Source organism: Micromonospora sp. AMSO12t, from assembly GCF_008806585.1.
GTDB classification, from domain to species: Bacteria; Actinomycetota; Actinomycetes; order Mycobacteriales; family Micromonosporaceae; genus Micromonospora; species Micromonospora reichwaldensis.
Genome location: NZ_WAAS01000070.1, coordinates 1 through 11,870, shown reverse-complemented (window position 1 = coordinate 11,870; position 11,870 = coordinate 1). Strand labels below are relative to the sequence as shown.

Genomic DNA, 11,870 nt, shown 5'->3' with positions numbered 1-11,870 from the left:
GCGACCACAAACCGGGAGTCCGATGAACACGCAGGACAAACGGGCCCATGCCGCCCGGACGCAGCCGCCGCCCACCGCCGAAGCGACCGAGTTGACCACTCTGCGTAGCCAAGGATCCGCTGGCGGCGGCCGGCTTGTCGCGCCGGCGCTCGTCGGACTGCGCACCTCGCTGGAGCGGGCGTGGACCCCGACCGAGACGATCCTCTACGCCCTCGGGGTCGGCGCGGGACAACGCGACCCGGCGGCGGAGCTCCGCTTCACCACCGAGAACTCCACCGGCCACCCGCAGCGGGTGCTGCCGACCTTCGCCAGCGTGCTCGCCGCCGACCCGCCGCCCCTGGGCGAACTCACCGCGATTCGGCACGCGGAGGAGGCGCTGACCCTGTTCCGCCCGCTGTCACCGGGCGGGCAGGTGCACACCACCGCCGCCGTGACCGCCCTGCACGACCAGGGCAGCGGTGCCCTGGTCGAGCACGTCTCCCGGCTCCACGACCCGGCGGGCACGCTCGTCGGCACCGTACGCCGGGCCATGTTCGTCATCGGCGCCGGCGGATTCGGCGGGCGTCGCGCCCGGCCCGCCCGCTGGCAGCCGCCGGCCGACCCGCCCGAGCACCGGATCGTCGCCACCGTCCGCCCGGACCAGGCGCTGCTCTACCGGCTCAGCGGGGACCGCAACCCGCTGCACTCCGATCCGGCCGTCGCCGGTCGGGCCGGGCTGCCCCGTCCGATACTGCACGGCCTGTGCACCTTCGGCTTCGCCGGCCGGCTCCTGCTGCCCCTCGTCGGTGACGACCCGACCCGCGTCCGGCACGTCCGCGTCCGCTTCGCCGCCCCGCTGCACCCGGGCGACACCCTGACGGTGCACGCCTGGCGGCGCCCGTACGGCGTGGTCTTCCGCGCCACCGACGGGACCGGACGGGTCGTCCTGGACCGGGGCGTGCTGGCGGTCTCCGCCCGGTGACCACCCGCCTGTCCGTCCTCCGGTAGCGCCCCGACAGGGCGGAGCGGGTCCTACGGGGCCGCCCGGCCGCGGTCGGCGGTCACGCCGTCACGTGCCCGGCGCGCGGAGCCGCTCGATCGCGTCCAGCCTGCGGCGCAGCAGGGCGCGTTCGGGTTCGGTGCCCGCCAGGCCGAGCGCCTCCCGGTACGCCTCGGCGGCGTCGGCGTGCCGGCCGAGGCGGTGCAGCAGGTCGGCCCGGGCGGCCGGGTAGGGGTGGTGGCCCCGCAGCAGCGGCTCGTCGGCCAGCTCGTCCAGCAGCGCCAGTCCCGCCTCCGGGCCGTCGCGCATCGCCACCGCCGCCGCCCGGTTCAGCGCGACGACCGGGGACGGCGCGAGGGCGAGCAGCACGTCGTAGAGCGCGACGATCTGCGGCCAGTCGGTGGTGGCGAGGTCCGCCGCCTCGACGTGCAGGGCGGCGATCGCGGCCTGCACGCCGTACGGGCCGGGCGGGCCGCCGGCCAGCGCGACGGGCACCAGGTCGAGGCCCTCGGCGATCATGGGGCGGTCCCAGCGACCACGGTCCTGCTCGTCGAGCAGCAGCAGCTCGTCGTCCGGGCCGGTGCGGGCGTCGCGGCGGGCGTGGATCAGCAGCATGAGCGCGAGCAGCCCGGCGACCTCCCGTCCGGCGGGCAGCAGCCGGCGCAGGATCCGGGCCAGCCGGATGGCCTCCTCGGCGAGGTCGAGCCGTTGCAGGCGCGGGCCCTCGCTGGCCGCGTACCCCTCCGTGAAGATCGAATACACCGCCTGGAGCACACCCGGCAGCCGCTGCGGCAGCTCCTGCGGGGCAGGCACGCGGAACGGGATCCGGGCCTCGTGGATCTTCTTCTTCGCCCGGGTGATCCGCTTGGCCATCGTCGCCGTCGGCACCAGGAAGGCGCGGGCCACCTCCGGTGTGGTCAGGCCCGCCAGGTAGCGCAGCGTCAGCGCCCCGTGGTCCTCGGCCGCGAGCGCCGGGTGCGCGCAGGTGAAGAAGAGCTGCAGCCGCTCGTCCGGCAGCTCACCACCCGGCATCGGGGCGGGGGCGGGCTCCGCCCGATCCGCCTCCGCCTGGAGGATCGCCAGCCGCGCGGCGAGGGCCTGGTCCCGGCGCAGCCGGTCGACCGCCCGGCGGCGCGCGGTGGTCATCAGCCAGGCGCCGGGCCTGGGCGGAACGCCGTCGACCGGCCACCGGGTCAGCGCCGCCTCGACGGCCTCGGAGGTGACCTCCTCGGCCAGGTCCAGGTCGCCGAAGCGGCGGACGAGGGCCGCCAGCAGCCGGCCGCGTTCCTCACGGAACACGGCCTCCACGACCGCCGCCGGCGCCTCGTCCGTCCCCCCGGTGTCGGCGGGCGCTCCGCCCACCGCGCTCAGCCCCCGAACTCGGCGACCGGCCGGACCACGACGGCGCCGTTCCCGCGCGCGCCGGGGCAGCGCGCCGCCCAGTCGAGCGCGACGTCGAGGTCCGGCACGTCGATCACGTAGAAGCCGCCGAGGATCTCGCGGGTCTCGGCGAACGGCCCGTCCGTGACGGTCCGCCTGCCGTCCTCGCCGACCCGCACGGTGGTGGCGGTGACCAGGTCCGCCAGCGACTCGCCGGAGACCAGGATCCCCGCCTCGCGCACCTGCTTGTCGTACGCCATCCAGTCGCTGACGTCGCAGCCGGCGGCCCCGCCGTCCTCGTCGACCGCACTCGCGTTGATGAGCAACATGTACTTCATGATCCGACTCCCCTCAGTGTCGCGTCGCCGCTGCCGTACCGGGCGACGCCGTACGACATCACTACGGACGGGGGACGGCCGATTGGACAGCCGGCCCGAAGATTCTTTCCCGGTTCGGCTCCGGCTACCGGTGGAACCCGTCGTCCCTGCCGTCCGCAGAGGGCTCCGGCAGGAGGTGACCCAGCCCGGTCAGTTCCAGCACGGCGTGGGCGGGGCTCTGCGGGGTGGCGGTGACGCGCAGATGCGCGACGATCCGGGCGACCTCGTGCAGCACCCGTACGCCGGTGCTGCTCAGGTGGGTGACCGGGGTGAGGTCGATGGTCAGCGGCAGGCTGCCGCCGCGGCTGGCCTGCATGATCGCGGCGCGCAGCCGGGGGCCGGTGACCAGGTCCACCGGCCCCTGCACGCGCAGCACCCGGCCCGTCGGCGCCTCGATGACGGCGGCCGTGAACTCCTCGACGACGGCGGCCTGCTTGTGGGGGCCGGCCGCCTGGGCGGCGGCCACGGTGGTGACGTTGGTGGCCTGGCCGATGTGGTGGTGCATGCTGACGGTGGTGCCGGCCTCGGTGTGGCTGACCTCTGCGCGGTCGACGAGCCCGCGGATCATCGTCAGCCCACGGCCGCGACCGCCCGGGTCGGCGACCGGTGGGCGCCACCGCCCCTGGTCGGCGCAGGTGACGTGCACGACGCCCTGGTGGTCCAGCGTGCCGTGCAGCGTGAACGTCCCCGGCGTACCGCTCGGATAGGCGTGGTCGACGGCGTTGGTGACGGCCTCCCCCGCGGCGTGGACGAGGTCGCTCGCGTCGAGTTCGCCGGCCCCGATCCGGACGAGCCAGTCGCTCAGGTGCCGGCGCATCGGGCGCAGCGCCGTCCTGTCGGCGGGCAGGGTCACGTGCAGCGGTGCGAGGGGCTGCGGCAGGAGGTGGGCGGCGAGGAGCGTGGTGTCGTCGCCGAAGCCGCCGCCGGCGAGGGCGAGCCGTTCCGTGACCAGGGTGCAGATCCGGTCGGGCAGCCGCTGCGGGATGGTCGTGGCCGCGTCGAGTATCGCCCGCCGGGCGGCCGCCGCGGCGTCGGCCAGGATGCGGGCGCCGTCGTGCAGGCTCTGCCGGGGGCGTTCGATCAGGCCGTCGGTGTAGAGCAGCAGGACGTCGTCGGCCCGTAGCTGGTGGGTCTGCACCGGGGCGGGGTCCGCTCCGGTGCCCAGTGGTCCCGTGGGCGTCAGGGGCAGGTACCGGGCCTCGCCGGTGGCGCCGATCACCAGCGGCGCGGGGTGTCCGTGGCTGGCCGCTTCGAGCGTCCCCGTGTCGGGATCGAGTACCGCGAGGCAGGTGGTGGCCGCCCGGGTCACGTCGGCGCGGCCCGCGAAGTCGTCCAGGACCGCCAGCACCTGCGGCAGGCCGCCGCCCGACTGCAACGCCTGCCGGGCGACCGTACGGAGCTGACCCATGGCCGCCGCCGCCGTGGCGCCGTGCCCGACGACGTCGCCGACGGTCAGCGCGAGCCGCCCGTCGGGCAGGGGAACCACGTCGAACCAGTCCCCGCCGGCGACGAGGTCGCTGCTCGCGACCAGGTAGTGGGCGGCGACCTGCACGTGCGGCAGGACGGGCAGCACGTCGGGCAGGAGGCTGCGTTGCAGTTCCAGGACCAGACCGGCGGCCTGACGGTAGCGCCGCTCCGCGGTGGCGGCGGCGGTCTCGGCGGCCTGCCGGGCGGCCACCACGGGGGTGGCGTCGACGGCCTGCACGATCACCCCGCGCACCGAGCCGTCCGGGTTGCGCCACGGCGCCATGTCGAACGTGTAGAAGGCCTCGGTCAGCGTGCCGTCGCCGTTGCGGTCGGTCAGGACGCGCTGCTCGTAGCCGTGCGAGCGGATGCCGTGCAGGGCCTGGTCGAGCAGTTCGAAGATGTGCTGGCCGGCGAGTTCCGGCACCGCCCGACGGAAGGGCTCACCGATCAGGCCGCTGCGGTTGCCGACGGCGGCGCGCACCGCCGGGTTCGCGGCCACCACCCGCAGCTCGGGCCCCTCGAAGATCCACACGAATCCGGGCAGCTGCTCGAACCCGTCGAGCACCGCCTGCGGGTCACCGGAGGACCAGCGTGCATGCGGAGCGGTCACCGACGCCCACCCTCACCCGTGCCCACCAGCAGCACCCTGTCATGCCCGCGCCCGCCCGTCCAATCCGTCGCGTGCGTCCACGCCGTCGAGGATCCGGGGCGGCCCGCCGCGGTGAGCGCGTCGGCGAGCCGGGTACCGGGCCCCGCCGCCGACCCGCGAGGTGACCTCGGGGCGCGCACCGACGGTCCTTGACCACGCCGGCCGGTTGGCCGTAGGTTCCAGCCCTACATCGACATCGGTAGTTCGATGTGGCCGGCGCGGCCGGTCCGTTCCCCCACGTCCGCAACCCCCTCGCGACAAGGACGGTCATGACGATCACCCGCCGCTCGCTGCTCGGCACGGTCGCCGCGGCCGGCCTGGCCACGGCCGTCGCGCCGGTCCTCGCCCCCGGCACGGCCCGGGCCGCCGCCTGGAAGAAGCGCCTGACCGGCGCCGACCTGGACACCAACCACCGGTGGCGCGTCGCGGGCACGGACCTGGGCATACCGTACGTGCTGGAGAACGGCTCGATCGGCTACCTGTTCGGCGACACGTTCGACACCCCGTGGCCCGAGGGCCCGCCGGTGCCGAACGACTGGCGCTCGCCGGTGATGCTGCGCTCCGCCGTGCACCCGGGCGCCGCCGGCGGGATCGTCTTCGACAGCGCCGCCCGGGTGGCGGGCAACGGCCGGGCCCCGGAGCTGATGCACAACGGCCACCACGGCATCGGCATCGACGGGCTGCGGGAGGTGACCGTCATCCCGAACGACGGCATCGCCTTCCCCGAGACCGGCCGGCAGCTCGTGTCGTACATGAGCATCGAGAACTGGAACTCCGCCGGCCCGGCCGGGCCGCACTGGCGCTCGCGCTACGCCGGGCTGGCCTACAGCGACAACGGCAACGACTTCATCCGTACGCCCCTGAAGTGGTGGAACGACGCCACCAACACCGACCCGTTCCAGATGTGGACGATGCAGCGCGACGGGGACTGGGTGTACGTCTTCTCGGTGCGCGCCGGGCGCCAGCACGGGCCGATGATGCTGCGCCGGGTCCGCTGGGACCGCCTGTTCTCCCCCGAGTCGTACGAGGGCTGGGGTTGGAACGGCAGCAACTGGGGCTGGGGCCGCCCGTGCACGCCCATCCTCACCGGCCGCTTCGGCGAGCCCTCGGTGCGGCGGCTGGCCGACGGCACCTGGGTGATGTCGTACCTGAACTGCGCCACCGGGTGCATCGTCACGCGCACGGCGGACGGGCCGGACCGGGTCTGGACGGCCGAGCGGATCCAGGTCACCTCCTGGCAGGAACCGGGCCTCTACGGCGGCTTCATCCACCCGTGGTCCAGCCGACGCGCCAACGACCTGCACCTCATGGTCTCGAAGTGGACCAGGACGCCCGACAACCGCAGCACCGCCTACCACGTCAGCCAGTTCGTCGGATCGGCGTAGCCAGACGCCGCCCCGACCGACCGACGGCGCCGGGAAGGATACCGACAGCGTGTTGGTACGATGCCAACATGCAGTCGGTAAAATTGCGCCCCCGGTGGTGGGCATGTTCCTAGCGGTACGCGAACTGCGGTTCGCCAAGGCCCGGTTCGGCCTGATGGGGGCGGTCGTCGCGCTCATCGCGGTGCTGGTGGTGCTACTGTCCGGGCTCTCCACGGGCCTGGTGAACGACGGCGTGTCGGGGCTCCAGCGCATCCCGGCGACCTCCTTCGCCTTCGCCGACGGGGTGCAGCACGATTCGGCCTTCTCCCGCAGCGTCATCGACGTCTCCGCAGTGGACACGTGGCGGGCGCAACCACGCGTCGCCGACGCGGCGCCCTTCGGCAACGCGCTGGTCAACGCCCGCAGCGACTCGGGCGTGGAGATCGACCTCGCGTTGTTCGGCGTGCCCACCGACTCGTTCCTCGCCCCGCCCGTGGCCGAGGGCGCCCGGCTGGACGCCGCGAACGGCATCGTGGTGAGCCGGACCGCCATCGAGGCCGGGCTGCGGGTGGGCGACACGGTCACCGTCGACCGGATCGGCACCCGGCTCACGGTGGTGGGCGCCATGGCCGAGCAGCACACGTTCGGTCACGTCGACGTGGCCTACCTACCGCTGCGGATCTGGCAGGAGATCAAGGCCGGCGTCCGCCCCGGCGAACCCGTACCGGGCGGCACCTACGAGGAGATCACCGCCGTGGCGGTGCGGGCCGCCAACGGTGCCGAGGTCGACCTGGCGGCTGGTGACCGGGCCGCCGGCACCGAGAGCCTGTCCCGCACCCAGTCGTACGGCGCCTCGCCCGGCTACACCGCCGAGACGTCGACCCTGCGGCTGATCGAGTGGTTCCTCTACGCCATCTCGGCGCTGGTGGTCGGCGCCTTCTTCACGGTGTGGACCATCCAGCGCCGTGCGGAGATCGCCGTGCTGCGGGCCATGGGCGCTCCGACGGCGTACCTGCTGCGCGACGGGCTGGTCCAGGCCCTCGCGTTGTTGCTGCTCGCCGTCGGCGCGGGCGTCGCGGTCGGCACGGCGGCCGGCAGCCTGGTCGGCAGCGGCATCCCGTTCGCGCTCAGCGCGCCGGCGATCGCGGTGGCCGCCCTCCTCCTGCTCGTCCTCGGCCTGCTCGGAGCGGCCGTGGCCATCGTCCGGATCGCCGCAGTGGATCCGCTGACCGCACTGGGAGCGAACCGATGACCGACACCGGCCTGGTCATGCGCGGTGTGAGCCTGCGCTTCGGCGATGGCGACGACACCGTACCGGCCTTGGACGGCGTCGATCTGACCGTTGCCCCCGGGCAGTTCGTCGCGGTCGTCGGCCCCTCGGGCGCGGGCAAGTCCAGCCTGCTCGCGGTGGCCGGCGGGCTGACCGTCCCGACGTCGGGTTCGGTCACCCTCGGCGGGCGGGACATGACCGTGCCGAGCGCACGGGCGCGGGCCGCACTGCGCCGGGAGTTCGTCGGCTTCGTGTTCCAGTCCGGCAACCTCATTCCCGCGTTGACCGCCGTGGACCAGCTGCGGCTGCCGGCCCGCTTCGGCGGTCACGGCTCCCGGGCGCGCGAGGCGACGGCCCTGCTCGACGAGGTCGGGATGGCCCACAAGGCGAACCGCCGACCGCACCAGCTCTCGGGTGGCGAACGGCAACGTGTCGGCATCGCCCGTGCCCTGGTCAACCGGCCGCGACTACTCTTGGTGGACGAGCCGACCGCCGCCCTCGACCGTGCCCGCAGTCACGAGGTGGTGGAGCTGCTCGCCCGCGAGACCAAGGAGAACGACGTCGCCACCGTCATGGTCACCCACGACCACGACGTGCTGCGCCACTGCACGACGGTGTACGAGATGATCGACGGGCGACTGATGCCCGTGCCGTGACGATGGGGGTTCCCGTGCCGAAGATCCAGGCGCCCACGGTGGCCGAGCACCGGGCCCGGCAGCGGCGGGCGATCCTGGCGGCGGCCCGGGAGATCCTCGCGGAGAGCGGGGCGCAGGCGCCGAGCCTGGCCGAGGTGGGCAAGCGGACAGGCCTGGCGCGCCCCAGCGTCTACCAGTACTTCAAGTCGCGGGAGGACCTGCTCAACGCCGTCATCGCCGACATGTTCCCGGAGTGGTCGGCATACGTCACGCAGCAGATGGACCGGGCCAACGACCCCGGCGGGCGGGTGCTGGCCTACGTCGAGGCCAACCTACGCCTCGTCGCCCAGGGGGAGCACGCGGTCATGCGTGGGCTCGCCGCCAGCGTGCCGGGCGCCGTCCTCGCCGAGGAGAGCCGCGTCCTGCACGACCAGTTGCGTACGCCGCTGGTGGCGGCCCTGGCCGAGCACGGCGCGAGCGACCCGGCCGCCGCGGCGGAGCTGATCCAGGCGGTGGTCTACGCGTCCTCACAGATGATCGAGAACGGCACCTCGGAAGCCGCCGTGCTCGCCCTCACCCGGGATCTCCTGGGCCCCTACCTGCGACAGCAGGGCTGAGCGTCACGGATGTCCGGCGGCGGCCCGGCGCACCAGCCGACGCGCCTCGTCGCGGGGGACGCCCGTGGCGCGCAGCAGGTCGTTGGCGATGGTCCGCAGCTGGGACACGACGATGGTGCCCGAGAACCCCATGTCCTGACGGCACGCCTCGCCGGCCTCCCGCACCGCCGCCAGCACCCGCTCGCGCGCACCGACGGGTTCCCGGGCGGCCAGGAACTCGCGGTGCAGCATCCGGACGGCCTCGCCGTAGCGCTCGACGGCGGCGGGCAGGCCGGGCGGCACCGGCTCGTCGTCGCGCAGGGCGGTGCCGATGCGGCGCACGAGGGTGCGGCTGTTGCGGAAGGCCCGTTCCATGTGTTCCACGCCGTGCCGGTACGCCCGCAGCGCCCGGCGGCGGCGCCAGCGCAGCGGCGAGAACCTGGTGACCTCCTCGGCGGCCTCGACGGCTTCGCTGAGCCGGTCGAGTTCGGGCTCTGCGGCGCGCATCCGGTCGAGCACCTCCTCCGCCGCGCGGGCGTCGCCGCGGGCCAGCGCCTCCGCCGACGCGGTCAGCTGGCGGGCGAAGAGGTCCAGCGCGGAGTCCGCCACGCGACGCACGGTCCGCAGCGGATGCAGCGGGACGATGACGAGCACGACCAGCAGGCCGACCAGCCCGCCGACCAGCGCGTTGACGGTCCGGGGCAGCTCCAGGTCGGGATTGTTCGGGGTGAGGGTGGCCACCAGCACGCCCGTACCGCCGGCCTGGGTCATGAGGGCTCCGCCGCCGCGGACCAGCACCGCCACGGCGATCGCCAGGAAGACGATGACGCCGGTCTGCCACGGCCCGGTGCCCAGCAGGCCGATCAGCACGTCGCCGACGGCGATGCCGAGCACCACCCCGGCGATCAGCTCGACGGTGCGGCGGGTGCGGTTGCCGATGGCCGCGGCGATCACACCGACCGCGGCGGCCGGCGCGAAGGTCGGGTCCTGGTTGCCCAGCACCTCGCGGGCCGTCACCCAGGCCAGGGCCGCGGCCAGACCGGCCTGCACGGCGAGGAGGAGGTACGACTGCAGGCGCCGGTAGGTCTCCCGGCCGGTGCGGCGCAGCCGGGAGTCCGACTCCGCCGCCGCCGCGTCCCCCACGATGCGCATGGCCGGGGTTACCCTGCCCGCCCGGCCCCGAACGTCAGGCGGGGTGGGCCATGACGCCGGTCAGCGCGACGACCCCGGGCAGCCGGGTGTCCTGGCGCAGGAACTGCACCACCACCGGCACCGGCGAGCGCAGCAGGCAGCCGTAGGGACGGTCGAGGCGGACCGCCTCCGGATCGATCAGGTCGTTGACCCGCACGTGCCGGATCCGTCGCGCCCCGACCAGGATCCGGTACGGCCCGACGGGCTCGGCGTCCTCGTAGTAGACGTCCAGGCTGACCTCGGTGTCCTGGTCGGTGGCGTTGAGCACGCAGAGCTGGTCGAAGCTGGTGAACTGCGGTTCGGGACCGTGGCCGGGGAACGGCACGTGCCCGCCGGGAACGACCCACGTGCGGGCACCGAGCTGTGCCGTCACGCCTCCTCCAGCAGCCGGGCCAGGTCCGGGGTGAGGAACACCCCGTCCGGGTCCAGTCGGCGCCGCAACGCCTGGAAGTCGTCCCAGCGGGGATAGAGCGGACGCAGCTCGCGGGCGGTCAGCCAGTGCTTCTTGCCCCAGTGCGGCCGGCCGCCGTACTGCCGGAAGACCGCCTCCATGTCCCGGAAGTACTCCTCGTACGGCAGGGTGGTGTTCTGCAGGCAGGCGATGGTCGCGGTCGGCCGGCCGTAGGCGTTGCTGAGCCAGATGTCGTCGGCGGCGATGCTGCGCACCAGCACCCGCCAGCCGGCGACCCGGCGGTGCCGCTGCCTGATGCGCCGCCGCACCTCCGCGAAGCAGGCCGGCAACGCCTCCACCGGCAGCATGTACTCGATCTCCTCGAACCGCAGTTCCCGGTGGCGGGGGATGGCCCGGTGGGTGGGTGCCACGTGGACCTCGCGGGGCTCGTCCACGGCCGCCGAGCCCGGTACCCGCGGCGCGTGCCACACCCGCTCGTCCGGCGTCTGGTCGACCCGGTTCATGACCCGGACCTGGGTAAGGTCGTTGCGGGGATACCAGTAGAAGTCCATGTTGCGGTTGGTGTGCTGCAACTCGGCCAGGTGCTCCAGGGTCCAGGCGACGGGCGCGCACCAGGACCGGCGGTGCAGCTGGTAGCGGGGTTGCACGGCCAGCGTGACCCGGGTGAGCACGCCGAGGGCGCCCAGGGAGAGCCGGGCCGCCGGCAGGAGCTCCGGGTGGTGGTCCGCGCTGACGTCCACCGTGTCGCCGGTTCCGGTGACCAGCCGGACGCCGGCGACCTGGGTGGAGAGGTTGCCGAAGCCCAGGCCGGTGCCGTGGGTGCCGGTGGCGGTCGCGCCGGCGATCGACTGGTAGTCCACGTCCCCGAGGTTGTCCATCGCCAGCCCCGCGTCGTACAGGCCCTCCCCGAGGGCCTTGAGCTTGGTGCCGGCGCGGACCGTGGCGAGCCCGTCGTCGTCGGCGATCACCCCGGCGAGCCGGTCGAGGCTGGCGAGGATCCCGTCGGTGCGCACCAGCGGGCTGGACGAGTGCCCGGAGCCCACCGGCCGCAGCGTCGTGCCGGTTTCCCGGGCCCGCCGCACCAGCGCCCGCACCTCGTCCTCGTCGGCGGGCTCGGCGTACTCGGCGGGGGTGAACGACAGGCTGCCGGACCAGTTCACGAACTCTCGTCCCACGTCCCCTCCCCCCGCGTCCGGTCAGGCGGCTTACCCGCCGCCGGGTGGGGTAGTCGTGAGCGCGCCGGGCCCGGTGACGTCGAGGACGTCGAGCAGGCCCAGCAGTCCGGCGAGCACGACGGCCTCGTCGTGGGTGAGGGTGATGCTGCGGGTGGCGTCGGGGTCGTCGCCGTCCGGGTAGACCAGCTCACGCCGGCCGCCGACGTGATGGGTCACCACCCCGACGCGCACTCCCGCGTCGGTGGTGAACATGCGGCGCAGCCCGATACCGGGCAGGGGGGTCAGCTCGACGTCCATCGAAGGCTCCAGGTGTGCGGGGAAGGTCGGTCCCGGCCCGGCGGGCGGCCGGGACCGACCTTCCCCGCACACCTGGAG

The 11,870-nt window shown here is 74.3% G+C and carries 12 protein-coding genes; 5 read left to right on the top strand and 7 right to left on the bottom strand.

The window, feature by feature from the left end; all coding sequences use genetic code 11:
• Positions 1 to 22 precede the first annotated feature (22 nt).
• Positions 23 to 961 (top strand): MaoC/PaaZ C-terminal domain-containing protein, encoded by a 939-nt coding sequence (locus tag F6X68_RS13510; protein WP_151454605.1) that lies wholly within the window; start codon positions 23 to 25, stop codon positions 959 to 961.
• 87 nt (positions 962 to 1,048) lie between these two features.
• On the opposite strand, the gene F6X68_RS13505 is transcribed toward F6X68_RS13510, so the two are convergent.
• The 3 genes from F6X68_RS13505 to F6X68_RS13495 all read right to left on the bottom strand — a co-directional run bounded on the left by F6X68_RS13505 (position 1,049) and on the right by F6X68_RS13495 (position 4,813).
• Positions 1,049 to 2,341, bottom strand: a complete 1,293-nt coding sequence (locus tag F6X68_RS13505) for an RNA polymerase sigma factor (protein ID WP_151454604.1) — start codon at positions 2,339 to 2,341, stop codon at positions 1,049 to 1,051.
• A 5-nt stretch (positions 2,342 to 2,346) separates the two neighbouring features.
• On the bottom strand, positions 2,347 to 2,697 hold the full coding sequence (locus F6X68_RS13500) for a YciI family protein (protein WP_151454603.1): 351 nt from the start codon (positions 2,695 to 2,697) through the stop codon (positions 2,347 to 2,349).
• 124 nt (positions 2,698 to 2,821) lie between these two features.
• Positions 2,822 to 4,813 (bottom strand): SpoIIE family protein phosphatase, encoded by a 1,992-nt coding sequence (locus tag F6X68_RS13495; protein WP_151454602.1) that lies wholly within the window; start codon positions 4,811 to 4,813, stop codon positions 2,822 to 2,824.
• A 308-nt stretch (positions 4,814 to 5,121) separates the two neighbouring features.
• On the opposite strand from F6X68_RS13495, the gene F6X68_RS13490 reads away from it, so the two are divergent.
• The 4 genes from F6X68_RS13490 (at position 5,122) to F6X68_RS13475 (ending at position 8,738) form a co-directional block, all read left to right on the top strand.
• Complete coding sequence (locus F6X68_RS13490) at positions 5,122 to 6,237, top strand: DUF4185 domain-containing protein (protein ID WP_151454601.1); 1,116 nt, start codon at positions 5,122 to 5,124, stop codon at positions 6,235 to 6,237.
• Between the two features lie 103 nt (positions 6,238 to 6,340).
• Positions 6,341 to 7,468 carry an FtsX-like permease family protein gene (locus tag F6X68_RS13485; protein ID WP_151454617.1) on the top strand — a complete coding sequence of 376 codons (1,128 nt, stop codon included), beginning with the start codon at positions 6,341 to 6,343 and terminating at the stop codon, positions 7,466 to 7,468.
• The gene (locus tag F6X68_RS13480; protein ID WP_151454600.1) at positions 7,465 to 8,142 is read left to right on the top strand and encodes an ABC transporter ATP-binding protein; all 678 of its coding nucleotides are present in this window, start codon (positions 7,465 to 7,467) and stop codon (positions 8,140 to 8,142) included. The genes F6X68_RS13485 and F6X68_RS13480 overlap by 4 nt, the downstream gene beginning before the upstream one ends.
• Positions 8,143 to 8,156: 14 nt before the next feature.
• Complete coding sequence (locus tag F6X68_RS13475; RefSeq protein ID WP_151454599.1) at positions 8,157 to 8,738, top strand: TetR/AcrR family transcriptional regulator; 582 nt, start codon at positions 8,157 to 8,159, stop codon at positions 8,736 to 8,738.
• A 3-nt stretch (positions 8,739 to 8,741) separates the two neighbouring features.
• On the opposite strand, the gene F6X68_RS13470 is transcribed toward F6X68_RS13475, so the two are convergent.
• The 4 genes from F6X68_RS13470 to F6X68_RS13455 form a co-directional block, all read right to left on the bottom strand.
• Positions 8,742 to 9,869: an aromatic acid exporter family protein gene (locus tag F6X68_RS13470; RefSeq protein ID WP_151454598.1), complete on the bottom strand. Its 1,128-nt coding sequence runs from the start codon at positions 9,867 to 9,869 to the stop codon at positions 8,742 to 8,744.
• Between the two features lie 34 nt (positions 9,870 to 9,903).
• Entirely contained in the window at positions 9,904 to 10,281 is a 378-nt protein-coding gene (locus F6X68_RS13465; protein ID WP_151454597.1) for a sensory rhodopsin transducer, read from the bottom strand.
• Positions 10,278 to 11,495 (bottom strand): D-arabinono-1,4-lactone oxidase, encoded by a 1,218-nt coding sequence (locus F6X68_RS13460; protein WP_151454596.1) that lies wholly within the window; start codon positions 11,493 to 11,495, stop codon positions 10,278 to 10,280. The genes F6X68_RS13465 and F6X68_RS13460 overlap by 4 nt, the downstream gene beginning before the upstream one ends.
• A gap of 30 nt (positions 11,496 to 11,525) precedes the next feature.
• A partial coding sequence (locus tag F6X68_RS13455) for a hypothetical protein (RefSeq protein WP_225852183.1) occupies positions 11,526 to 11,870 on the bottom strand: 345 nt, incomplete at its 5' end.